Here is a 24,920-nt window from a genome sequence, read left to right as displayed (position 1 = left end):
AGATTTGAATATATTTTGTAAGCGGGTTAAAACCCGCTCCTATAGAATCTTTTATACTCCCGCAGATTTTGCAGATGACGCAGATTTCGTTATTATGAATATGTTCTTAATAAGATTTTAAATTAATCTAAGCTCATGAATCTGCTCAATCAGCAAAATCTGCGAGAGAAAAAATCAGGAATGAGCAGGAAATTCCAGAAGAACATTGGTTCCGAGATTCACAGCAGAATCAATTTTCATAACAATATGATGATGGTCAAAGATACTTTTTGAAAGCGATAGGCCAATTCCGCTTCCTTTCACGGTATCTACATTTTTTCCTCTGTAGAAAGTCTCAGATATTTTCATAAGATCATCTGACGGAATTCCTCTCCCTTCATCTCTTACTTCAATATACAACTGATTATTTTTCTCTGATAATACAACCGTTATAGGTTTTTCATAGGAATACTTGACTGCATTTTCAACGATATTATATAGTGCTAAATATAGCAGCGTTTCATTTCCCGGAAATTCCAGCAAAGCAGGTTTTGTTACCTGAAGCTGTATTTTGATTGATGAATTGTTTTCTTTTGCCTTAGGTTCTAATTTCTCGTAGATTTTCCAGATCAGTTCATCTACTCTCGTTAGCTTGTGGGAAGATTCCAGTTTGGACATCCCGGACATCAGGAGAAGATTGTTTAAAATATTTTCAATCTCGTAAACATTTTCTAATGACTCTTTTACTACTTCTCTATATTCTTCCGGCGTACGATCTTTTTGCCCAAAAACTTCCAGATTACCAGAGATCGCTGCCAGAGGAGTTTTAAATTCATGAGAAACATAATTGATAAAGTTCTGCTGTAAAAGAACATTTTCAGAAATTCTACCCAGCAGTTTATTGTATGATTTTATAAGATCTTCAATCTCATCATTCGTATTGGTAGAAGTAATTGCCGTAGAAATATTATTGTAATCTACTTTATTGATACGCTTTACGACATTGGAAATGGGTTTATAAACCACTTTTGAAAGATACCGGCTCAGAAAATAAATCGCCAGCAAACCAACCACCAATACAGAAAGCATAATAATGGCAAGTCTCAGGATCTGTGATTGAAAAGAATCGTTTGATGATTTTACAAAAACAACAAAGTCTCCCTGATTGTCCGGATAAAAAATTCCATAATAAAATTGATTATCAGACATAAACTGTATTCCTTTATTATTGCGCACAGCCTGCAAATGAGAAAGCTTTATATTCTTATCGTTCACATTATGTCCAAAAGTAACTTCGTTATTCTGATTGTAAACCGCTACCCTGTTATTTTGAATAAGATGATTATACTCTTTTTTGATCTGGGCATGTCTATCTTTTGGAAGCTCATCTTTTTCAAGATAATAAATGGCAGAAATAAGAGCCGTATTTCTAAGCTTTTCAAAATAAAAGATCTTAGTGCTATCGTAATAGGCAAAGAATATCACCGCAGATGTGATGATAGAAACAATGCCGAATGAAAGGCTTGAAATAAGGGTAAATCTGCTTCTGAGAGTCATTTTCAGTCTTTGATCAAATATCCGGTTCCTTTTACCGTATGAATAATTTTCTGTTCCGTTTCGTCAATCTTGTTACGGACATAGGAAATATAAACATCCACTACATTCGTTGTATTATCAAAATCAATACCCCACACCTTATGTAAGATCTGGGTTCTGCTCAGCACTTTATTTTTATTCTCCATCAGGAAAGTAAAAAGCTTATATTCTGTGGGAGAAAGTTCAATTTCCTTATCGTTCTGTGTTACTTTGTGAAGGTCTGTATCAATGACGATATTTCCGCAAGATAAATATTGATCTTCCTTCTGATAACTCAGTTTATTCCGTCTTGTTAAAGCTTTAATTCTTGAAATGAGTTCTTCAAAATGAAAAGGTTTTGATAAATAATCGTCAGCTCCCATGTCCAGCATTTTGATTTTATCGTCCGGACTGTTCAATGCACTTAAAACTAAAATCGGAGTATAATTTCCTTTAAATCTTATAATTTGCGTAAGCTGCATCCCATCCAATCCGGGAAGCATGATGTCCATTAAAATAATATCGAAATCATAGGTATGAAGAAATTCGCGCGCTTTTTCCCCTGAATCTGCAAGGGTGAGATTGTATCCGGCCTCGGAAAGGCCTTTAATCAGGAAATTGCTGATTCTTTGATCATCTTCTACCAACAAAATATTCATAATTCTCTGAAATTTCCTATAAATATAAGTATTCTAATTAAGAAGGGAAGCCGGAGGCTGGAAGAGAGAAGTAATGGAGCTCTATCAAATAGTGGCCAGACATTTCATCTATATTTTAAAATAGTAGAACAAACAACTCTTATTGCCCATAAAGTTTCCGGCCTTTTTTCATAATTTTGGAAGATGGAGATGATTTATTTAATTATTGGGTTGATTGCCGGCGGTATACTTGGCGCGGTTATATTATATTTTGCACTGAAATCGTCAATGGTTTCAAGGAGTTCTTATGATTCGCTGAACACCTTATCTATAAAAACCCAGTCTGATCTTGAAAATTCAAACCTGAAGATTCAGGAACTTCAGCAGAATATCAGCAAAGAGAAAGAAGCCAATATGCTGCAGCAGGATCTTCTGGATGATCTTAAAAGTGAATTTTCTAAAATCTCCGCCGAATATTCTTCTTTAAACATTCAGTTCCAGGAATTAAAGCAAACCAATCAGAGACAGAATTCTCAGATAGAAACCCACATTCTTGAAAAACAGGCTCTTTTTGCTAAAAACTCTGAACTTTCTGCAAAAAATGAAGGTCTCCAACAATCACTTGATACCCAGAAAGAAGAAATTGTCAAGATACAGGAAGACTCTAAACTTCAGTTTGAAAATCTGGCGAATAAGATTTTGGAGGAAAAAACAGAAAAGTTTACCACTTTAAATCAAAATAACTTAAAAAACATTCTGGAACCTTTTCAGGAAAAAATTGCTGATTTAAAAAATAAAGTCAACGAAGCCTATGAAAAGGAAAATAAAGAACGCTTCTCTCTTGCCGAAAAAGTGAAAGAACTTGCAGAGCTGAACCAGCAGATTTCCGAAGATGCCAAAAAACTAACCCGTGCGCTGAAAGGAGAAAGTAAAACCCAGGGAAATTGGGGTGAGATGATCCTTGAAAGTATTCTTGAAAAATCAGGATTGGTAAAAGGAAGAGAATATTTTCTGGAACATGAATTGCGGGATGAGGACAATAAAGCTTTATTCTCAGAATTCTCCGGAAAGAAAATGCGCCCTGATGCCGTTGTAAAATATCCGGATGAAAGAAATGTCATCATTGATTCTAAAGTCTCACTTACTGCTTTCACAGAACTGGTAGATGAAACCGATGCTGATGTTTACGCTATAAAACTAAGCCAGCACCTTGGTTCTATCAAAAACCATATCACACAGCTAAGCCAGAAAGCATACGATGATTACGGAAAATCACTGGATTTCGTGATGATGTTTATTCCTAGTGAACCCGCTTATATTGCAGCGATGCAGGCAGATCAGAATCTTTGGAATTATGCCTATGAAAGAAGAATTCTTTTGCTTAATCCAAGTAACCTGATTACTTCCCTTAAACTGATTGCTGATCTTTGGAAACGTGAATATCAAAACCGAAATTCCATAGAAATTGCAGAACGTGGAGCCAGACTCTATGACAAGTTTGTAGGTTTCGTGGATAATCTGGAAAAAGTAGGCCGAAACCTTGATCAGGCTAAAAACGTATACAACGATGCTTACAAACAGCTTCATACCGGAAATGACAACCTTGTGATTCAGACTCAAAAACTGAAGTCATTAGGAATTAAAAATAAAAAAGATCTGCCCCAAAGTCTTATAGACAATAGTAGTTTTATTGAGCCATCAGAAACCTAAATGATATGTTTTCATTTGCTTCATATCCATATCCGAAGTCTGAATCCTTCAAGGAAATTATCGTTTCTTCTTTGGGAGCAGGCATTTCGGTGTATTTGTTTCTGATTATTTTTCAGCCTTTTGGTACGGAAAACTTTCAGCATCCTTACAAGTTTTTACTGCTTTTCCCCTATTGCATTATTTTCGGAATAGCTTTTTTTATTGCCAATCTTATGACATCCCGTTTCAGCAGCTGGAATATGGGTGCGGAGCTTTTAAAAATAATTTTCATCCTGTTCGTTGGATCCATTCTATCCTACTTTTACAACTCATTATTTCTAAGCCATGTAGAACTTGATTTAGGCAATTATTTTTATATGTTCCTCTATTCTCTGGCTGTTGGCATTCCAGTTTCTATCATATATATTTTATCGCGGTATATCTATTTAAAGAATATTCACGAAAATACAGCCCGGAATATTTCTCAACACCTTCCGGATTCTGTTCCGGAATTACAGCAGAATCTATTGAAAATAGCAGCACAGAATACAGAACTTATCATCAGTGAAAACGATTTTCTATGTGTTCAGTCAATGGAAAACTATTGTACATTTTATTTCTTAGAGAATAACCTTTTAAAAAAGATGTTGGTCAGAATAAGTTTATCTGGTGCTTTGCAACAAATCGGAAACGGTGCTGTCAAAAAATGCCACCGTTCCTATATTGTCAACCTTACAAAGGTCAAAAATCTTAAAGGAAATGCTCAGGGATATAAATTAATTCTCCCGGAAATTGATTTTGAAATTCCTGTTTCAAGAAGTTTTATTCCATCAATTATTCCTCAATTACAGCAGCAGAATTCATAAATTTTGTCATTCGTCACTATTCTTTGCCATTCATCACATTATCCTGAAAGCATAGATTTAAAACCACACTTTTGCTCAAAATTTAACAACTATGAGTAACAGTATCCGCTTTTTTTTAATCTTTATTTTGGGGTTTACAGCCTACTACTTCTTTGATGCTTTCTTTTTTAAAAGCATTCAGGCATTTTCAAAAAACATAAGTCATAGCAAAGCTGTAGCACATGTAACTGCTTATCTGATAACTTTAATTCCTTTGATTATCACTTTAAAAATTTTGTTACCCAAAAGAAATATTTTGGATCTTTTTTCTTTAAACAAACCGATTCCCAAAGGATTTACATTAGCGTTTACAGGAACTCTTCCCATGCTTATCGGATATCTTATTCATTTTAAAGTAATTAATAAAATATCTTTTGAAAGCCTGTTTATCAACACATTATCTTCAGCCTTTTTTGAAGAAATCATCTTCAGAGCTTTTCTTATAGGTACATTATACCGGTTTACCAGAATTGGGTTTTTATCTTCCGCCTTATTCGGATCTTTACTGTTTGCGCAGGTACATTTATACCAAAGCCAGAATATAACAGAGCTTATGGAAATATTCGCCATTACATTTCTTGGATCTTTATTCTTCGCCTGGGTGTATTTTGAATCTGAATATAATCTGTGGACACCCATATTTCTGCATTTCCTGATGAATCTGTACTGGGAAATCTTTAATGTCTCGGAAAATGTTTCCGGTAATCTCTATGGAAATCTCTATAAATTATTCTCTATTATCGTTGTGACAGCTCTTATCATTTATTTTAAAAGGCAAAATAAAGTCCGCTTTGAGATCACATGGAAAAACCTTTTTATCAAAACCAGAGAAGTTCAATCATAAATTTTGCATAATTTTGCAGAATGTTGATAGAAAGTTTTCAAAACGAAAAAATAAAAAATGTCACTAAGCTCCTTACTGACAACAGGTTTCGTAAAAAATCAAAAGTTTTTGTAGTAGAAGGCCAGCAGGAAAATGAAAGAGCAATGCACTATGATTTTGAGCCACTGGAGTTCTTTATCTGTGAAAATATCTTTAAAGGAACTCTTCCTGGCGGAAAAATTCATTATGTAAGCGAAAAAGTATATGAAAAAATCGCTTACAGAGGAAGTTCCGAAGGAATTATCGGAATCTACCATGCAAAAGAAACTCCTCTTTCATCATTTGTTCCTAAAGAAAATTCTACAGTAATTATTGTTGAAGGCGTAGAAAAACCGGGAAATCTTGGCGCTATTTTAAGAAGTTGTGAAGCATTTGGAGTAGATGCACTGATTGTTGCTGACGGTAAAACCGATTTCTACAACCCTAATGTGATCAGATCCAGTGTAGGATGCCTTTTTGGTATGGAGGTATACCAGGCTGAAAATGAAGAAACACTGGAATTTCTTCAAAAGAACGGCTTCAATATCTATACTACACTCATGGATGAAAGTGCTGAAGATCTTTATAAGAGAGATTTCAGACAGCGCTCAGCTGTATTATTCGGTACAGAACATTCGGGATTGAGTGATTTCTGGATAGGGAAAGGAAAAAACACGTTGATTCCTATGGCCGGAAGCATTGATTCTTTAAATCTGAGTAATGCAGTGGCTATTACCTGCTATGAATCTTTAAAACAAAAGAAAGGATAAATACAGTACAGTAAAGCTGGACTTTATTTCCAATAAGACTGCTTCGCTTTTTGGCTTGCAATGACTGAACATAAAAAAACCGTCTCACTGAGTGAAACGGTTCTTTTATTGTTAAGCGTATGCTAGAATTATTTCTTAGCAGCGTCTTTTGCAGCATCTTTAGCAGCGTCAGCAGCTCCTTTAGCAGCATCAGCAGCTCCTTTAGCAGCTTCTCCAGCTCCTTTAGCAGCATCTTTAGCAACTTCAGCACCAGCAGCAGTAGTAGCAGCAGCAGCATCTTTAGTAGCTTCTACAGCAGTAGTTGCAGCAGAATCAACAACTTTAGCAGCAGAGTCAGAAACTACAGCAGCAGAATCAGCTACAGTAGCAGCAGCAGAATCAGTTGTTCCTTCAGTAGAAGTAGCTTCAGTTTTTTTACAAGCAACTAGAGAGATTGCAGCGATAGCAGCTACGAATAATGACTTTTTCATAATAAATTAAATTTAATTTTGTTAATATTGTTTTATAAAATTTTCTTCTGTTCTGTTATTTGAACAAGACAAAGGTATAGCAGTTAGAAAATTTGTTTATGAAAAATAATTGTAATACCTTTGTAAAATAGTTTTACAAAAAAACATAGCTGATAATCAACAATTTAATTATTTTTTGAAAAATTGACAGATTTAGATCTATTACACTTTGAACAGCTAAAAAAGGATGTTCAGGGTCAATACTTAAAAGAACATACCCCTTCGCAGGATGATATATCCAAGTGGAAGGGTATTGATATCATATATTTTCAGGAAGACCTGCGCAAAAAAGCGAAAGGAAACATCAGTGAAAAGTCATTTTATACCTATTTCAAAAGTTCACCGGTTACAAAATTACCAAGGATAGACATGCTCAATTTACTGAGTATTTATGCAGGTTACGACTCTTGGTATGAGTTCAAGAAACTGCATCTTTTTGCGGGTGAACTTCTACAGGAAAATGAAAATTTAGAAGAAGAAGAACTCAGTGAATTAGAAAAAACTGTTTCTGCCGCTCCAGAAATTCAAAAAAATGAATTTCAACCTAAAAAAGTCGAAAACACACCGCAAGAAAACACTAATTTACAAAAATCAAACACTGAAAATCAATCAGTTAATCAAAATAACAATACCACTCAGCAAATTGAAATTTCATCCGTTCCACCTAAGAAAAATTTCTTCAAAAAGAACGCCTGGGCATTGGTTACTTCCGTTTTAATTACGATCACTGGACTTTTGGGATTTAAAGACGTTCTTTTTTCGAAAACTTATAAATATTGTTTTATCGATAAAGACAGAGGAGTTTCTGTAATCAACACTTTAGAAATAATGGTGGTAAAGGAAAACGAATCTCCATTGATGTATAAAATAAAACCTGGTGAGTGTTTTTATTATTCTACTAAGGATAAAAATTTAAAAATGCGTATCAGCGCTCCTTTCTACGAGCCCCTGGAAGTCAACAGAAGCCTTGAGAATGCACCTGAAGAGGAAAAAATAGAATTAAAGCCGGATGATTATAAGATGGCTGTGTACTATTTCTCGATAAAAGACATCAAAGGAGGAAATCCGGATGAACAGGTTGCCCTTATTAAGCAGAAAAGAAATCAGCTGGAAAACCTGATCAGTAATAATGCTGTAATCTATCAGGTTTATGACAATGATACTTATGGTATAGAAAGCCTGAATAAGCAGAAATATATCACTTTGGTAACCACTCCAACCACCTCATTGAAAAACCTGAATGTAATAGAAATGAAAAAGGATAACAAAGGTAAGATTGTATCCATCAAATTTAAAATTGCTACCACAGATGAAAAGAATAAGTAATTTTTTAATTTTCACCGTGCTTCTGACATTATTTATTGCCTGTAATAATAAAACCTCAGAGGTAAGCGACCTCGATAAGCTGCGAAACAGCACCAATGAAAAGAGTTATCCTGCAGTACAGATGGACAGCATGCAGGCCATCAATTCCATTACCAAACAGAAAGTTCAGGAACTGTTTGACCTTTCTACTCTTTACCTGTCCGGAAACAGAAATACAGAAATAGATACCGTTATTTACTCACAAATGGAAAGCTACTTCCATAAACCGGATTCTCTGACATTTAAAAGATTACTGAAAGAACTGGACAGCATGAAAGTAAAAACAGCAAAGGTGAGCAATCTGAATGTCTACAAAGAGTTCTATAAAAAAGATACATTGGACTATGCCAAGTTTAATGTGGAATATTTTGATAATAAAAATAGATCCCTGGGAAGCTTTGAAAAGAACGCACAATATATACTGCTGTCTACTTCCAAGCTCAAAAAAGAATTTAAATTCTACTTTTTAGATTTCTATTCCCAACCGCTTAAGAAAGACAGTACTTCAGTAGGAGTAACTAAATAGTCCACAGGAATATCATTTTCCCAGACATCGTCCACATATTCATCGGGGTCAAAGTAATTGACTCCGATTTTTTGGGTCTCTGCGGATATACTTTGGAACAAACCATCATAAAAACCTTTCCCATATCCTACCCTATTTCCTTTTCTGTCACAATACAGCAATGGTGTAATGACATATTGAAAATTATTTTCCCCCGAATCTTCATTGGAAACAGGCTCCGAAATTCCCCAGCTGCTGGTTTCAAAAACAGTATCCTCAAAGATTTCAATATTAATAAGCCTATCGCCTACAATTTTAGGAACGTAAACACGGATATTCTTCGCTAAAAAATACTGAATAAAAATGTGGGTATCAATTTCTTTTCTTACAGGAATCGGGATGAAAACATGGACCTTTTCCCCCTCCCTGAGATTAAAATAATGAATAAAATTTTCAAAAATCTTTTCAGATAACAAGAAAGCCTCATCAGGAGACAAGGCTTTTCTTTTTTGGGTGTATTTTTTTCTAAGCTCAGCTTTTAGCATAATTATTAAGTTTTCAGAACTGAAATAATTTTTACCGGACAAGCTTTTGCAGCTTTATCGCTTATTTTTGATTATGCGTTTTGCACAACTCTGTACAGTTTATCAGATAAACGAACTCTGAATGGAAGCTCAAAAGTAATCTGATCTCCTATGTTTGCAGTTTCACAAGGGCCACCATTGGCATAGATTTCAGTAATGGCTACTTCCTGTTCTCCGGTAGTTGGACCGGAAATTAATACTTTATCTCCAACTGACAAATCTTTATGTTCAATTAAGAACTGTGCAATTTTTGATTTTGAGAAATAATGTTCTGCCTTTCCAATCAATTCTTTTTTAACAGCAATCTTTTGGCGGATATTCTTTGTTTCTGCTTTTGCTAAAGGCTTATCTGATAGATCTCCTGAATTTTTAAATTTCAAGGCATCAGACTTTCCTTTTCTGAATACTTTATTTCCAACCTGCAGTCCTTTTCTTAACTTCACCTGTTCATCCCAAGGCAGATGTATCGTATCCAGACATTCTGTAGAACAGCAGTTTTCCATTGCTGCTTTACATTCATCACACTGGATAAACAGAAGATGACATGCATCATTAGCGCAGTTGGTATGGTTATCACAAGGTTTTCCACACTGGTGGCATTGTGAAATAATATCATCAGTAATTCTTTCCCCTAAACGGTGGTCAAATACAAAGTTTTTACCGATAAATTTACTCTCTATTCCTTCTTCTTTAATCTGGCGGGTATACTCAATGATTCCTCCTTCCAATTGATAGACATTTTTAAAACCCTGATGTTTGAAGTAAGCACTGGCTTTTTCACAACGGATACCTCCGGTGCAGTACATCAAAAGGTTTTTATCTTCTTTAAAATCCTGTAACTGTTCATTGATAATCGGTAAGCTTTCTCTGAAATTTTCCACATCCGGAGTAATTGCCCCTTCAAAGTGTCCTACTTCACTTTCATAGTGGTTTCTGAAGTCTACAACGATTGTATTCGGATCTTCAAGTAGATTGTTGAACTCCTGAGCTTTTAAGTGAATTCCTTTATTGGTAACATCAAAAGTTTCGTCGTTCAACCCGTCAGCAACAATTTTATTTCTAACCTTAATTGTCAATTTTAAAAAAGAATAGTTATCCTGATCAACAGCGACATTTAAACGTATTCCTTTCATAAAGTCATACACTTCCAGCGTATTTCGAAAAGCCTCAAACTGATCCGCAGGAACACTCATCTGAGCATTAATTCCTTCTTTTGCTACATAAATACGACCCAGTGCATCCAGTGCATTCCAGGCTATAAATAATTCGTCGCGAAATTTTTTGGGGTCTTCAATTTTGGCATACGCATAGAAAGACAAAGTAAGACGGTCTTTACCGGCTTCATCAATAAGCTGAGCTCTTTCTTCTGCGCTTAAGGTGTTATACAGTTGCATGCTATAAACGTTTTAAGTGAGAATAAAATTTTTGCAAAGATAATCATTTTTGAATTAAGTATCTTTATGACACAAATCACAGTTCATAGGTAATGAGCGGTCAACACTGAATAATTGGCAATAAATAATGGAAAACAGAGCATAAAAATGCTTTATAATGTGACAAATTTTCTTTAATATTTTTTTAAGTTTTGTTAACCTTGACATTAACAATTATGACATAAGGTATAAAATGACATAATAGCCGTTAAATTTTAGTTAAAATTGAAACATAGCATACTAATTGCTTACTTATTTAACATTAAATTTGTTTACTCAAAAACATAAAAAAGAAATTAATTAATAAACAAGAAAGATATACAATGAAGAGTACTTTAAAAAAACTATTACCATTTGCAGTAGTAGGAGTCATTTCCGGAGCTACTACCGTTGGAGCCATACAATATTTAGGACACAACTCCAACAATGGTGATCAATCTTACTTCACAACGTCAGCACCTAATACCTCATTCGCAGGAATGAATACAGGAGCTGTAGGTGACGATTTTGTGAAAGCAGCCAAAACAACTGTTCCGGCTGTAGTTACCATCAAAAATTACCAGAGCAGAACAGCAAGCAGAGCCTCAGAGCAGGACTTGTTTGACTTTTTCTTCGGAGATCCTTTCGGGGGAAGAGGCCAGGGACAGCAGAGACAGAAGCAACAACAGGCTCCTGATAATATGCCATCAGGAATGGGTTCTGGTGTCATCATCTCTCCGGATGGGTACATCATTTCCAATAACCACGTGGTAGCAGGTGCCAACAAGCTGGAAGTAGTATTAAGCAACAAAAAATCATATATTGCAACTTTGGTAGGAACAGACCCAAATACGGATATCTCTCTACTAAAGATTGAAGAAAAAGGCCTTCCTTATCTAAATTTTGCAAATTCTGACAATATAGATGTAGGACAATGGGTACTTGCAGTAGGGAATCCGCTTGGATTAAACTCTACAGTAACAGCAGGTATTGTTTCCGCTAAAGGAAGAGGTATCGGAATTTTAGGAGGTCAGGGAAAAGCAACTAATCCTATTGAAAGTTTCATTCAAACGGATGCTGCGATCAACCCGGGTAACTCAGGAGGAGCTTTGGTGAATACTAACGGAGAGCTTATCGGAATCAACTCTGCGATCCAGTCTACTACAGGATATTATCAGGGATACGGATTTGCTGTTCCTTCTAACTTAGCCAGAAAAATTGTTGAGGATATCAAGAAATTCGGAATTGTACAGAGAGGATTCCTAGGTGTTCAGTCGCTGGACCTTTCCAATGACCAGCTGGTAACTTCATACAACAAACAGTTCAAGACGAGTCTGAAAGTAGGTTCCGGAATTTATATTACAGGATTTGGTGACAACAGCGGGGCTGAAGACGCAGGATTGAAGAAAGGAGATATTATTACTAAAGTAGATAACTACGATATTACAGACTTTGCTGACCTTTCCATGTCAATCGGAAGCAAGCGTCCTGGTGATAAAGTTCAGGTAACGTATTCCAGAAATGGTAAAGACGGTACTGCTACGGTAACGCTTAGAGACCAGAAAGGAGGCACTTCTACGAGAACTAAAGCTGATCTGAGCGTAACTGAAAAAATCGGAGCTGAATTTGACCCTCTTACGGAGCGTTTCAAAACGGAATATGGACTCAATAGTGGTGTTGTTGCCAAAAGCGTATCTGAAGGCAGCGAAATGGCTAAAATCGGAATCGTAGACAATTATATCATCATTGAAGTAAACGGCAAGCCTGTGAATTCTCAGAAAGATGTAGAAAAGATCCTGGATAAATACCAGGGAAATGTACAGGTGAAATTTGTAGATGACTACGGAAGAATTTACACAAAAGGATTTAAAATGCCTTAATCAGAAAACAAAATCAGTTTTCATATCAACAAAAAACGCTGCAGACATCTGCAGCGTTTTTTTATTATTTATTTAGGCTTATTCATTTTTTCAGCAATTCTTTTCTGCTTGTTCCGCTCATAAATAACTTCTACAATCTTACCCCCAATCCAGGAAAACGGAAAAAACGTAAGGAAAATAGAAATCTTATAAAATGTAGGATGATAAGGAAATATAATCACATCCAGCATCGCGATAAAAAGCATAATAAAACCAATCAGAATAGCATAAGCTACTTTAGCATATTTAACGATGATAGCCGTTGCAACACCTCCAATAGTTGTTCCCAACCCGGAAATAAACAACAGGAAGCCAAAAAATGCCTGATCATCTTTCATACTGAAAAGAAACCTCTGCCAATGCTCAAACGGAGCAAAAGCCTCAAAAGTAACCCATTGCGGAAAAGCCCTTATACCAAGAGTAATAATAAGTCCTGCAATGCCAAGACCTACCAGAACCGCAATTGTATTTCTTATAAAATTCATTAATCCTGATGTGCGATCATAGAAATTTCGATATCCACATTTTTAGGCAGGCAAGAAACCTGTACTGTTTCACGGGCAGGATAGCTTTCTGAATCTAAGTAAGAAGCATAGATATCATTCATTACAGCAAAATCATCCATGTTCTTAAGGAAGATTGTCGCTTTTACAACGTTTTTGAAAGTCATTCCGGCTTCAGTAAGAATTGCCTCAAGGTTTTTCATTACCTGGTGCGTTTCTTTTTCAATTCCTTCTACCAATTTACCAGTTGCAGGATCTACAGGAATCTGTCCGGAGATATACAAAACTCCGTTTGCCATATTAGCTTGTGAATAAGGACCGATAGCTGCAGGTGCATTAACTGTGTTGATTATTTGTTTCATAGCGGATATTTATTTTTTTAGGGTCATATGCGTCACTTTTGCCAGTAAGAAAATCCTGTCAGCAGTGATTTCATTAGAGTTTATTTTGATTGCAAATATAAAATTTATATTCTCAAATGCCAATCTGATATTAGAAAGGTGCATTAGGCTGGGTAAAGCTTCTGTCTTTGTACTTCAGTGCATCACTTAAGATATTGGCTTTTATACCAATAAAGAAGTCATACACTTTATATTGCCCGAAAGGAACCCAGTTGAAATTGATCGTAAAACTTCGCTGATCTCTTGAGAAACCAATTCTTGTATACGCCAATTCCTTAGTCACCATATCATAATGCGTACTTCCCGTAATATTCCAGAAAGGAGTCAGCTTGAGGCTCCCATCTAATCCTATGGAGGCAATTTTATTGGCAAATTTGCTCAATCCTTTTGAATAGGCATAGTTGGCACTGATGTTTAAAGTCCATGCCTGATCAAAACGGGCGTAATGATCATCATCAAAATAATAATTTTCATTTCGGATCTCTCCTTTTGAGGAATACTTTTTAGCATAATCTGTTTTCTCTCCAAAAATTTCACTGCTTAAAGGATAAGATAACTGAACATTGAATCCCTGTACACTGAAATGTCCGAATTGTTCTGTTCTTACCCCAGTATCCTGACCGGAAGAGAAATCTATTTTATAAGGCTCCAGCGCAAGACTGGTATTTACCGTAAGTTTATTATTAAAGAATGAAGACTGCCCGTTGATTGAAAAAACAGACCAAGGGTGATCATTAGCAGCAAAATTGTAGCTTCCTGAAAGGTTTAAAGATTCAAATATCTTGATTTTTTTTACTCCCGTAGAATCGCTCTTAGACTTTACTTTCATCTCGATATTGTTACCGATATTAAAACCTAAAGCGCCCTGCATTCCACTTGACGGGCTTCCGATAATTCCTTTTTCGAAAATAGAATAAGGAGTCAATGCTCCGGTTGCATTATAATAATTCTTGTAATATCCGAAATTAGGACTTGAAAAATCCGGAGAATAGGTGAAGCTTACACTTGGGGTCATCATATGTCTTACCGCTTCTACTGCAGACCCTTTTTTGAATTTCATCATTCCGAAAAGTGTAGTCTGAAGGCTGGCAGAAGTAGAGAATGTAGAATATCCTGTGAAGTTCTTATTAATCTCATCCACTGTTACATTCTTTACCGGATCATAGAATCTGTTCAGTGTTTTTGTAGTCAATGCATTGTCAATATTCGCGCTTAAACTGAATGTGAAATATTTTGCCACAGTAGTATTGGTAGCCAATGCAATATTGTTTTTAAGCCCCGTCTGCATCTTGTCCCACATTTCTTTTTTAAACAGTTCGTTCTCCTGAGTATTAACAAAATTGGTAAGGTTGAAACCTGTATTCACTGTAATATTTTCAAGAAGTCCCTGTCTTATTCCAGTTCTTGATTTAAACAGATAAAACTGGTTAATCGCTACGTTCATCTGTGGAAGACGAAGATCTGCCAATCCCGTTGCAAAGTTCTGTGAATAAGAAGCCGTTCCTGTAATTGTTGCCGGCAGTTTCAGAAATCTTTTGGTAAGGGTTACCGTAGAATTCTGCTGGGTATTCAATACATTCTGGTTGAAAATATAGTTGTTATTAAGCGGATTATTATAAAACTTCGTACTTACAATATCCACAGAAGCACTGAATGTAAGGAAAGGGTTGGCTTTAGAATCCTGAGAATGCGTCCAGTTGATTCTATAGGTACTGTTTTTAGTATAATCATCCAAACCTTTGATTCCTCTTACCATCGTTCCGATATCCGCTGTAAAGTTTCCGGAGTAACGGTACTTCTTCTGATAATTCACCTGAGGACGTAAATTCCAGCTTCCTTTTGTATAAATATCGGCCAAAACTTTAAGATCAAAGTGTTCACCAATGGGCTGGTAATACCCTATTCCGTTAAGGAAAAACCCTACATCTTCCCTTTCCCCGAAACTTGGAATCAGGATACCCGCTGCTCTTTTATCTGAAAACGGTAAAATAGCAAACGGAAGATAAAGAGGGGTAGGAACCTGCTCAATAAACATCTGGATAGGTCCTGTAACGATCTGGGATTTTGTTTTAGTTTTAATCAGCTTGATATTATAAGCTCTCATAAAATAATCCGCAGCTGTATCTTTTTTCTTAATGAAATAATCATCCGTGGTATAATCCGCTTTTCTCATCGCGAATACGGAGTCATTATATTTTTTGGTCTTCTGAGCTATAATTACCCCTTCACTTTCTTCTGTTCTTGCATTGAAAGCAATCGCCTGTTTGGTTTTTGTGTTATAGCTGAATTCGTTGGTTTCATATTTTTTTCCGGCCTGGGTCGTAATTACGGGTTCAATGATTTTTCCTAAAGAATCCTGTTTACCTCTGGCGTAGATCAGATTTTTATTATCATCTATGGAAATATAATCTGCATCAATCTGCATATCCTGATACTTCACCTGCGCATTTTTGTTCAGAAAAGTCATCTTTTTTGGGATGTCTCTTCTCTGATCATCAGCTTTTGTGCGAAGAACATCATCCAGAGTTTCTTTTTTTACAACTATGGTATCCTTTTTGGAAATAGTATCATTAACCGCATTTTTAGGCAATTTTTCAGGAGTTTTCTGTGCTAAAAAATTGTTAAAAATTAGGATAATTAAAATTTGTAATATATTTTTGAGGACGGTTTTGGCCAATTTTATTATATATAATTAAGGCCCAAAATTAATATAATTTTTATAACTGTAAGATGCACAAACAAAATTTTAAAATAATTTTATCATTTCTCCTTCTCCTTACCAGCAACTTTATTTTCTCTCAGAAGAAGTTTACTATCGTTCTGGATGCGGGACACGGAGGAAGTGATCATGGGGCCAACAGGACCTATTCCGATATTGGAAGAGTCGCTGAAAAAGACATTACACTCGCCATTACGTTAAAAGTAGGCGCAATGTTAGAGAAAAACAGAGATTTCAAAGTTATATATACCCGTAAGATTGACGAGTACCCTTCCCTATCTGACAGAACCAATCTGGCCAACAGGAGCAAAGCAGATCTTTTCGTATCAATTCACTGTAATTCTTCCCAAAGACCTACAGCTTATGGTACAGAAACTTACGTACAGGGACCTAACCAGAACAACGAAAATCTTGAGGTAGCCAAAAGGGAAAATGACGTGATCTTTCTGGATGAAAAAGATAAGCAGACCTTCGGATCTTATAATCCTGATTCTCCGGAATCATTAATTGCCTTAAAACTTCAGCAGAACAAATATCTGGAGTCTAGCCTTCTACTGGGAGGATTGGTGGAGGATAACTTTGTAAATAAAGATAAACGTTCCTCAAGAGGTGTTTTCCAGAAGAACCTTCACGTTCTCCGTATGAATGCCATGCCCTCTGTGCTGATAGAAACAGGTTTCATCAACCACCCTGAGGAAAGTCATTATATTGCTTCGGATAAGGGGCAGACTGAAATTGCAGAAAGTATCTACAATGCTATTATTGATTATAAAAAAGCAGTTGACAGAAAATCCGGAGGCTCTATTTCAGTCAGAAAACCTGAGCCTGAAAAACCTGCAGAAGTTCCTTTGAAAAATGATTTCAGAATTCTACTCATGAGTTCTCCTACGAAATACAATGAAAATGATCCTGCCCTGAAAGGCCTGAACTATATTCTTACTCTTAAAGAAAACGGACAGTATAAGTATTACTATGCTGTAACCAATATGGCTTCTGTAAAAGATATTAATCTTAAAACAGCTAAGGATGCAGGCTTCAGAAATGCTTTCGCCGTAGGATTTATGCCTAATCAAAGGATTAATATGGGATACTACACCATAGAAGTATATTCCGGTGATAAACTGAATGGAAATTCTTACATCCTTCAGAACCTGAAAGATGTAGAAAGAGAGAAAGACAATGGCGTTTTTTATTACACTTATGGAAAAGTATATACGTTGGAAGATGCAGCAAAACTTCAAAAGGAGCTTGAAGCTAAAGGTGTCAAAAACACGGTGATACAGAAAGTCTATAAATAATTAAAAAAAATAATTTTGAAGTTAAAAAGTTAATGATTACTTTTGCAACCTCAAAATTTGGCCTATTCGTCTAGTGGTCAGGACTCAAGATTTTCATTCTTGCAACAGGGGTTCGATTCCCCTATAGGCTACTTAACTTACAAACCTTTAACGGATCCGTTAAAGGTTTTTTTATGGATTATTTTCTATCGTATTTCCAACTTGGGGATTTTCTGAGAGCTCTTTAAGATTACTATTCTCCGGATTTTTATAGTATCCTGGCAAAATTATCAGAAACAGCTATATTCTAACAACCTGAAAATTACTGTCATTATAATATAGAACCTTTACTTTTATTGTAAAAATTCATTCCATTTATGTTATATGTGACAAAAGCATTATATTTGCAAAAATTTCAGCCATGGTTGGTTACCCAAATATGGCAGCACTGATGAAAAATAATATTGATAAATCATTGTTTGTAGTATTCTACAGGCTACCAAATTTTATATCATGCCGGATTTAAAAATACAAGAAGCGAAATTGCTTTTTAAGAAAATCCACTCTAACCCAAAAAGTTACGATTTACAAATCAATGAAGACGGGATTACAGGCAGAGATGATAAAATCAGTTTCAGACTTTACAGGACTGGAGAGAGGGTTGCTTTTGAAGTAACAATTGACGGACTCACTTTCACCAACACCACTGGAGAATGGAACAATGCATTGATCATGCTGGGAAATACGATCAAAAAATTAGAAAAAGAACAAGAAAATTTAAAAATAGAACAAGCAATAAATAAACTAAGAAAGTACCTGTCAGAAGAAAATTAAAATTTTTGAAAATAAATTTGGTAGTTTTAAAAAAAGTTTATAGTTTTGCACTCACATTTAAACGATATGGCAAATCATAAATCAGCACTAAAGAGAATCAGACAAAACGAAACTAGAAGACTTCGTAACAGATATTACCACAAGACTGCTAGAACAGCTTTAAAAGCTTTAAGAAATGAAGAGAACAAAGCTGCTGCTACAGAACAACTGCCAAAAGTTATCGCTTTATTGGATAAATTAGCTAAGAAAAATATTATCCACAAGAACAAAGCGGCTAACTTGAAAAGCAAATTGACAAAGCACGTTAATAAATTAGCGTAAAAATATAGCTGGCCCGTTCGTCTATCGGTTAGGACCTCAGATTTTCATTCTGGTAAGAGGGGTTCGATTCCCCTACGGGCTACTTACATCTTATAAGACCACTGTAACAACGGTGGTTTTATAAAGATCGCAGTAGAAAAAGCTATATACAATAAATCTAACCGGCCCGTTCGTCTATCGGTTAGGACCTCAGATTTTCATTCTGGTAAGAGGGGTTCGATTCCCCTACGGGCTACAAGATTAAGAGTTGACACTTATAAAAACAAAACTAACACATTATTTCGGTAATGGAAGATAGAGGGCCCGTTCGTCTATCGGTTAGGACCTCAGATTTTCATTCTGGTAAGAGGGGTTCGATTCCCCTACGGGCTACAAAAGGACTTTTTCGGAAGTCCTTTTTTCGTTTTTACTCATACATTCAGACCATCTTTACCGGGCAATATCTTATCTATTTGATCATCAGATATCCAGAATTACCACCCTACCCTATCATTTTGGGAATTCTCCATTAGATTACACTCAATATTATCAGCAAAAGATGCTTTTCAATTTTTGCATCTGTTTCTTATACAATCCAAACAATCAATCGTCTTTATCATCGAACAACAGGGGATATTAAATTTTATTTAAAATATCACCAATAATGGAAATATTATTTTTTACTTGGCCTATTAATCCTTAAATTTGGTTAAAACTATTCACACTAAAATAAATAACATGAAAACTAATTTACCTTTGGGAAACCGACTTTCTTTTAAGGCCGGATTAATGGCTTTATTTCTATTTTCAGCCAGCACATTATCTTTTGCACAAAACAGAATTTATGCACACGCTCAAAGCTCAGGTGTATTTGGAGTGGCGTGCCTGGGATGCCATATAGAGAATCCTTTGAATGCAGTTGGGTATAACGAAGATGATTATTCAACAATGGTATTGGGAACAGCTTTATTAGGCGGGATTCAACAGACACTGCTTTTCCCCGACTTAAGATCAGACACCAGATTGGTTGTAGGAATCGGAACAGACAATATTCCATTATCGGTACAGTTATTAAGCGGAGTCACTCTTGAAACCATGAATGGAGGCACCTCTAATGAGGACCGCAGAACGATAGATGTAAGTCTTCTTAAGTTAGGAGCAATACCCAACAGAGGAACAGTAGAGTTTAAGCCGACAAAACCTTATGACGGAATAAGAATAGGTTTAACGGGAGGTGTATTAAGTCTTGGCGGCGGATTCAGGATTTATTATGCTTACCAGGATCCATTGATCAGTATTATAGCTCACAGTCAAAACGGTCAGGTTACTCTCGGAGGAAATATTCCGGCAGAAGGTTCAGAGGTCACACTGTTCAATACTTCTGGTAAAGAAGTGTATCATTCCACATTACAGTCAAACACTTTTGAACCCAGACAATCTGAAGGTGTTTATATTATGAATGTACGCACTAAAGAAGGAAAAACATATTCCAGAAAAATTATAATTAAATAAGCAATACAATAAATGCGGCAGACCTTGAAGCTGCCGTATTTTTTTGTTTTCATTTTCAACGAAATATGAAAAAAAATCATTAATCAAAATAAATTCATAAAACATAAATATAAATTAATTATTAACAAATCACATAAAAATGAAATAAAATAATCAACATAATCATTTTATTTATAAATTTACAAAAAAGCTAAAACCCAAAATTTTTCAACATATGAAAACTTATTTATTACTTGGCCAACGCACAATGAAAGCTGCAGTTTTGGCATCATCTCTATTTTTAACGAGCACAATGTCTTTTGCACAGATTGTAAAAACCTATGCCAGCAGCCAAACCAATCAGGTATTGGGAGTATGCTTAGGCTGCGGAGTATTGAATCCTCAAAATGCGGTAGGCAGTAACGAAACTGACTTTTCTACTATTCAGGTTTCAGTAGGTCTTTTGGCGAGAACGGAACAGACGTTAATCTTCCCAACGACCAATATCGCCAACAACACCAATAAGCTTGTTATTGGAATTGGTTCAAACGGCACTCCACTATCCGCTCAGGTATTGGGAAGTATATCAATTGAAACATTTAATGGTAATGTATCTAACAATGACTCTCAAAGTCTTAACAATGATATCCTCAACCTTGGAGCCGGAGATCCTAGCAAAGGTGACATTGAACTTACCATGAATATTCCTTTTGACCGTGTCAAGATCAATGTGAATTCAGGATTACTGAGTGTTGGCGGAGAACTTAGAGTATACTATAGTTATCAGTACAAAGATCCGTTCATCAATTTCATGGCGCACAGTCAGAATGGACAGTTTACTCTTGACAAAAATATTTCTGCACAAGGTTCGGAGGTTAGTCTGACCAATACTTCAGGAAAAGAAGTATTCCGTTCCAAGCTGACATCAAATACATTTGAAACAAAGCAGCCACAAGGAGTATATATCATGAACCTTACTACGAAAGAAGGCAAAACTTATTCTAAAAAGGTGATCATCAAATAAGAAGATCCATAACAGATCAAACCCGGCAAGCTTTTCAAGCTTGCCGGGTTTTTTATAGGAATAATGTCTTATTCTTCATGACAAAGTGTTTCTGGCATCTCATAAAAAAACCCTGACCAGTTTTGGCCAGGGTTATATTAACAAGATTTGCTATCTAAAATAGTATTAGTTTTTAATTACTTTTTGCTGGTATACCGCTTTATCTGTAATTGCTTTCAAAATATAAATACCTTTTGGAAGTGCACTTACATTGATTTGTCCGTTGTTCAGCTGTGTATTCACTACTCTTCCTGAAGCATCATACATAGAAACATTCAGGATTTTCTCCTGTGTTTTAATGATAAGAATATCAGTAACCGGATTCGGATAAATACCAAATTCAAGTCTCTTAACCTCAGCAGTTGCCAAAGTTGAAGTAGTACTGTTTACTGTAAGCGTTTTTTCTACTAGCTTACCATTTGAGTTAAACTTGATCACGATATCAGATGTACCTGCAACAAGTGGTGTCAGAACCAGCTCATCATTATCATTAATTACTGCAGAAACTGCTGTAGGATTACTGTTTGATTTGATAGACTTCACAACTGAAACAGCCATATTGTCTGCATCAGAAACTATTGATTTCAAATCAATCGTAGTAGTATTTCCTACTGTAACCTGTGAAGGTAAAACGTTACTCACAACAGGAGCTGAGTTATTGGTAAATACCGTTAATGCCGGAAACCAATAGTAATCATTCAAAGTTTTTGTACTGATAAGAGCTCCGGCCATATTATAAGTATGGATCCAGTTTTTCTGATAGTGCGCACCGTATCCGCTTTCTGTTGTATTCAGAACAAGTTCTCCGGTAATAGGATTTACACGAAGAGCCGCACCGTAAGGAATCTGCTTAAACTGTCCTGTCTGCCCCGGAATTGCGGCAAAGTTTTCATTAAATGTTTTCGTGGTAACATCAAATCTTACAATCTGCGTTCCTGAACTCCAGCTGCTGATTGAATTGATCCAGTATAAAGCATTTTCTTTATTACTTGCTGAAAATTTACCGGCATTCCATGCTCCCCAGTCTCCGATATACTTAGTAGTAGGGATATTGTAAACCTGTGTAGCAAAAGTAGTAGGATTGATGCTGATCAGCTTTTGATCCTGAATTCCCCATACGCTTCCGTCTTTCGCCTGAGCAACAGAATAGAAACCTCCGGCAATGGTACTCACTACCGTATCTGTATTAGGATTAATTACTAAAATTCCTACTCCCTGCTTCACTGCGAATACATATTGTGAAGTACGGATCATATTTCCAATCTGTCCGTTACCACCAGTTCCGGCAATTAAAGAACCTACCTGTAAATTATCAATGTTGAAAAGAACAATTCCGGTAGAAGTACCGATATATCCTTTATGTTCATTTACTCCTACAAATGACCTTCCATCGCCGCCTCCGATGTTATTAAATCCGGCAATTTTCTGCATAGTCTGCGCATTGGCTACCACAAGTCTTCCTCCCGGAGTATATTGAGTATCTCCTCCATCGGCAGCCTGTTTTGATACAAAATAGAATTTATCACCATAGATGGTTCCGTATTGTGTAGTTGCACCGAAAGCATGGTTATTGTTTGCGTTACTGTACACACGGTAATTGATCTGACCGTTGTTATCAATAAAATTCACAGAACCGTTAGTATGGCCAAACCATTCTTCGTTCACCATGAAATATCCGCTGGTAAAGTTGTTGGAAGCTACATAGGGAGAAACAGGAGTAAGTGTAGATGAAATTGGAGTACTATTAAAGCCTACATTAAAATTCCAGACGTCCCATGAACCGTTTTCCAATACACGTGAAGAAGCTCCGACACTAGAATACCCAAAATCAGCATCTGCCGGGTTCTTTACCCAGTAAGACCAATACCCGTTAACTGTCCATCCGGACTGCCAGTGATCATTGGCAGCGTCTACAATGGTATAACTGTCAAAATCATAAGCTGTTGTATTGACAAAACCATTTACCGGATATAACGGATAAGTGGTGTTTCCACTTTTGATCAGTGCATTGGTACCTTGACCGTTTATGTCAAAGCCTATTCCTCCGACCGCTGATCCAAATTGTGTTCCCTGGTACAGCAATGTGTATAGTCTGTGATCTGCTTTAGCAATAGCTTTAAGCATATCTTCACCTGTAGCATTTCCGTCCCACTTGAATCCCCAAACCATTGCATCAGGATTTTTACTGTCGTTCCACTGTACTACAAAAGCAGCCTGATTGGCTCCCGACCCTACCCAATACTGAATATCAGAAAAACTGATCGTAGTGGTATTAAGCTTGCTGATCCCCGAAATATCATTTCTGGGTACGCCCTGAACTTTTATCTGTGCATTTGATAGACATGCAAACAGAAAAAGCATCATAAAAAGATAAAACTTTTTCATTTTTTATTAATTTAAATAGATTGAATTATTATTTGAAATGTAAATCATAGGCTCCCGCCACTTCTGTGGAAACTTCACCCAGCCATCCAGCTTCCTGATTGACTCCTGTATATATTTTCATAAAATCTACCCCCGGAAGTTTTACATATTTTCCGTTTCTGTCTACAGCCCAGGAAATATCTATGTTTGAGGCTTCATCATTATTCGGAGCATTATCAGCATATCCGAAATCATATGATTTTCCTACCCAATAGGATCCATCACCATTCTGATCGTAAAAATTGTTCGCCAGTCTTGTACCCGAAAAGCCATAAGAACTATCGGTAAACCATAAAGGATAATAGCTTTGCGCATGGAACGTATTTTTTGTTTTAAAACCCTGATTCCCAAGATTGTCATTCCATTTGATATATTCCACATCGGTCTGCCAGAATTCGGTTCCGGCTACAGGTATTTTATTTTCATCAGGCTTATGATACGTTATACTGTAATCTTTTACCGTTGCATTTTTAAAATATTCGCTTCCTGCTATTTCGTACCACTCATCATTATCAGGTTTTCCGTTTTTGTTTCTGTCATAGGCCACCATAATAATTCCCGGCTCACATGATCCTGAACGCTGATCACTGGCATCATTTCCAAAGAATGCATTTCCAAGCACTTTAAAATCTCTTCCGTTCAGATTCGGAATGGTATGATCAAAACCGAAAACAACATATCCACCGTAGCCTCCCAGACTGATCATGGTAGAATTACCCCCCACCAAAGACTCGTTTGCTTTCTGAAGCATATTTGCAGTAGTGTTTCCAGGTAAATATTCAGGAATTTCATTCATAAACTGTCCTACGGCGGGACGGAATTCCAATACTTTAGCAATATATTTACTGTAAGGTGTTTTCTCTTTGGTAACAATGATTTTAGAATGATAAACCTGCTCGTTTCCTTTGTTATTAATTTTCAAAGTCAACGGATAAGCATCTGCTGTTGGGCTGATAAATTCAAGTTCTGAATTTTGAGATATAATAGAATCATTGATACTCCACGTAACTGATCCCGAAGCACTGGTAGGAATACTCAAAACCTTAAAACGCTCAATGGAATAGGAATCATCAAGCCCGTTAAAGGTAAATTCATCTTCACCATCGTGCTTACAGGCGATAACTCCTACCAGGAAACAAGATAAAAATCCGATTTTTAAATAAGTAAAGGTATTTATGTTCATTTCTTAAAGTTTG

The 24,920-nt window shown here is 36.1% G+C and carries 22 protein-coding genes and 4 tRNA genes; 16 read left to right on the top strand and 10 right to left on the bottom strand.

Annotated elements, in window-relative coordinates:
* Positions 1-174: 174 nt before the first annotated feature.
* Positions 175-1,536: a sensor histidine kinase gene (locus FW781_RS12545; protein WP_149387740.1), complete on the bottom strand. Its 1,362-nt coding sequence runs from the start codon at positions 1,534-1,536 to the stop codon at positions 175-177.
* A 2-nt stretch (positions 1,537-1,538) separates the two neighbouring features.
* On the bottom strand, positions 1,539-2,213 hold the full coding sequence (locus FW781_RS12540) for a response regulator transcription factor (protein ID WP_149387739.1): 675 nt from the start codon (positions 2,211-2,213) through the stop codon (positions 1,539-1,541).
* A 183-nt stretch (positions 2,214-2,396) separates the two neighbouring features.
* Between FW781_RS12540 and rmuC the strand changes: the two genes are divergently transcribed.
* The 4 genes from rmuC to FW781_RS12520 all read left to right on the top strand — a co-directional run bounded on the left by rmuC (position 2,397) and on the right by FW781_RS12520 (position 6,418).
* Positions 2,397-3,902, top strand: coding sequence for a DNA recombination protein RmuC (gene rmuC / locus FW781_RS12535; protein WP_149387738.1), 1,506 nt, complete (start codon positions 2,397-2,399; stop codon positions 3,900-3,902).
* Positions 3,903-3,907: 5 nt separating this feature from the next.
* Positions 3,908-4,747: a LytTR family DNA-binding domain-containing protein gene (locus tag FW781_RS12530; RefSeq protein WP_149387737.1), complete on the top strand. Its 840-nt coding sequence runs from the start codon at positions 3,908-3,910 to the stop codon at positions 4,745-4,747.
* Positions 4,748-4,838: 91 nt separating this feature from the next.
* On the top strand, positions 4,839-5,630 hold the full coding sequence (locus FW781_RS12525) for a CPBP family intramembrane glutamic endopeptidase (protein WP_149387736.1): 792 nt from the start codon (positions 4,839-4,841) through the stop codon (positions 5,628-5,630).
* Positions 5,631-5,650: 20 nt separating this feature from the next.
* Positions 5,651-6,418, top strand: coding sequence for a TrmH family RNA methyltransferase (locus FW781_RS12520; protein WP_149387735.1), 768 nt, complete (start codon positions 5,651-5,653; stop codon positions 6,416-6,418).
* 128 nt (positions 6,419-6,546) lie between these two features.
* Here FW781_RS12520 and FW781_RS12515 read toward each other — a convergent pair whose 3' ends face one another.
* Positions 6,547-6,888 carry a hypothetical protein gene (locus FW781_RS12515; protein WP_047380511.1) on the bottom strand — a complete coding sequence of 114 codons (342 nt, stop codon included), beginning with the start codon at positions 6,886-6,888 and terminating at the stop codon, positions 6,547-6,549.
* Between the two features lie 183 nt (positions 6,889-7,071).
* Here FW781_RS12515 and FW781_RS12510 point away from each other — a divergent pair, with 183 nt between their 5' ends.
* Both FW781_RS12510 and FW781_RS12505 read left to right on the top strand, forming a co-directional pair.
* On the top strand, positions 7,072-8,253 hold the full coding sequence (locus tag FW781_RS12510) for a hypothetical protein (protein ID WP_149387734.1): 1,182 nt from the start codon (positions 7,072-7,074) through the stop codon (positions 8,251-8,253).
* Complete coding sequence (locus FW781_RS12505; protein WP_149387733.1) at positions 8,237-8,818, top strand: hypothetical protein; 582 nt, start codon at positions 8,237-8,239, stop codon at positions 8,816-8,818. The genes FW781_RS12510 and FW781_RS12505 overlap by 17 nt, the downstream gene beginning before the upstream one ends.
* Here the strand turns inward: FW781_RS12505 and FW781_RS12500 are convergent.
* Positions 8,767-9,342 (bottom strand): 5-formyltetrahydrofolate cyclo-ligase, encoded by a 576-nt coding sequence (locus FW781_RS12500; protein ID WP_149387732.1) that lies wholly within the window; start codon positions 9,340-9,342, stop codon positions 8,767-8,769. The two genes, FW781_RS12505 and FW781_RS12500, sit on opposite strands and share 52 nt — an antisense overlap.
* A gap of 71 nt (positions 9,343-9,413) precedes the next feature.
* Positions 9,414-10,775, bottom strand: coding sequence for an oxygen-dependent tRNA uridine(34) hydroxylase TrhO (gene trhO / locus FW781_RS12495; protein ID WP_149387731.1), 1,362 nt, complete (start codon positions 10,773-10,775; stop codon positions 9,414-9,416).
* Positions 10,776-11,137: 362 nt separating this feature from the next.
* Between trhO and FW781_RS12490 the strand changes: the two genes are divergently transcribed.
* Entirely contained in the window at positions 11,138-12,673 is a 1,536-nt protein-coding gene (locus FW781_RS12490) for a trypsin-like peptidase domain-containing protein (RefSeq protein WP_149387730.1), read from the top strand.
* A 68-nt stretch (positions 12,674-12,741) separates the two neighbouring features.
* On the opposite strand, the gene FW781_RS12485 is transcribed toward FW781_RS12490, so the two are convergent.
* The 3 genes from FW781_RS12485 to FW781_RS12475 form a co-directional block, all read right to left on the bottom strand.
* Positions 12,742-13,197: a hypothetical protein gene (locus FW781_RS12485; protein WP_149387729.1), complete on the bottom strand. Its 456-nt coding sequence runs from the start codon at positions 13,195-13,197 to the stop codon at positions 12,742-12,744.
* On the bottom strand, positions 13,197-13,577 hold the full coding sequence (locus FW781_RS12480; RefSeq protein WP_027380362.1) for a RidA family protein: 381 nt from the start codon (positions 13,575-13,577) through the stop codon (positions 13,197-13,199). The genes FW781_RS12485 and FW781_RS12480 overlap by 1 nt, the downstream gene beginning before the upstream one ends.
* Before the next feature lie 130 nt (positions 13,578-13,707).
* Positions 13,708-16,293, bottom strand: a complete 2,586-nt coding sequence (locus FW781_RS12475; RefSeq protein WP_149387728.1) for a putative LPS assembly protein LptD — start codon at positions 16,291-16,293, stop codon at positions 13,708-13,710.
* Between the two features lie 53 nt (positions 16,294-16,346).
* Here FW781_RS12475 and FW781_RS12470 point away from each other — a divergent pair, with 53 nt between their 5' ends.
* The 9 genes from FW781_RS12470 to FW781_RS12430 all read left to right on the top strand — a co-directional run bounded on the left by FW781_RS12470 (position 16,347) and on the right by FW781_RS12430 (position 21,261).
* Complete coding sequence (locus tag FW781_RS12470) at positions 16,347-17,633, top strand: N-acetylmuramoyl-L-alanine amidase family protein (protein WP_149387727.1); 1,287 nt, start codon at positions 16,347-16,349, stop codon at positions 17,631-17,633.
* A gap of 59 nt (positions 17,634-17,692) precedes the next feature.
* Positions 17,693-17,764, top strand: a tRNA-Glu gene (locus tag FW781_RS12465).
* Between the two features lie 361 nt (positions 17,765-18,125).
* Positions 18,126-18,446, top strand: a complete 321-nt coding sequence (locus FW781_RS12460; protein WP_047380487.1) for a hypothetical protein — start codon at positions 18,126-18,128, stop codon at positions 18,444-18,446.
* A gap of 66 nt (positions 18,447-18,512) precedes the next feature.
* The gene (gene rpsT / locus FW781_RS12455; protein WP_002983073.1) at positions 18,513-18,767 is read left to right on the top strand and encodes a 30S ribosomal protein S20; all 255 of its coding nucleotides are present in this window, start codon (positions 18,513-18,515) and stop codon (positions 18,765-18,767) included.
* A gap of 10 nt (positions 18,768-18,777) precedes the next feature.
* Positions 18,778-18,849 (top strand) — tRNA-Glu (locus FW781_RS12450).
* Positions 18,850-18,930: 81 nt separating this feature from the next.
* A tRNA-Glu gene (locus FW781_RS12445) sits at positions 18,931-19,002 on the top strand.
* Between the two features lie 65 nt (positions 19,003-19,067).
* Positions 19,068-19,139 (top strand) — tRNA-Glu (locus FW781_RS12440).
* A 345-nt stretch (positions 19,140-19,484) separates the two neighbouring features.
* Positions 19,485-20,258, top strand: coding sequence for a T9SS type A sorting domain-containing protein (locus FW781_RS12435; protein ID WP_149387726.1), 774 nt, complete (start codon positions 19,485-19,487; stop codon positions 20,256-20,258).
* Between the two features lie 214 nt (positions 20,259-20,472).
* Positions 20,473-21,261 carry a T9SS type A sorting domain-containing protein gene (locus tag FW781_RS12430; RefSeq protein WP_149387725.1) on the top strand — a complete coding sequence of 263 codons (789 nt, stop codon included), beginning with the start codon at positions 20,473-20,475 and terminating at the stop codon, positions 21,259-21,261.
* Positions 21,262-21,426: 165 nt separating this feature from the next.
* On the opposite strand, the gene FW781_RS12425 is transcribed toward FW781_RS12430, so the two are convergent.
* Together FW781_RS12425 and FW781_RS12420 are read right to left on the bottom strand one after the other, a co-directional pair.
* Entirely contained in the window at positions 21,427-23,685 is a 2,259-nt protein-coding gene (locus FW781_RS12425) for a DUF5074 domain-containing protein (RefSeq protein ID WP_149387724.1), read from the bottom strand.
* A 28-nt stretch (positions 23,686-23,713) separates the two neighbouring features.
* Positions 23,714-24,907, bottom strand: a complete 1,194-nt coding sequence (locus FW781_RS12420; protein WP_149387723.1) for a cell surface protein — start codon at positions 24,905-24,907, stop codon at positions 23,714-23,716.
* Positions 24,908-24,920 lie beyond the last annotated feature (13 nt).

The organism is Chryseobacterium panacisoli (assembly GCF_008274625.1).
In the GTDB taxonomy this organism is placed as follows: Bacteria; Bacteroidota; Bacteroidia; order Flavobacteriales; family Weeksellaceae; genus Chryseobacterium; species Chryseobacterium panacisoli.
The sequence above is the reverse complement of the archived record's forward strand: the minus strand, read 5'-3'. Positions and strand labels throughout refer to the sequence as shown.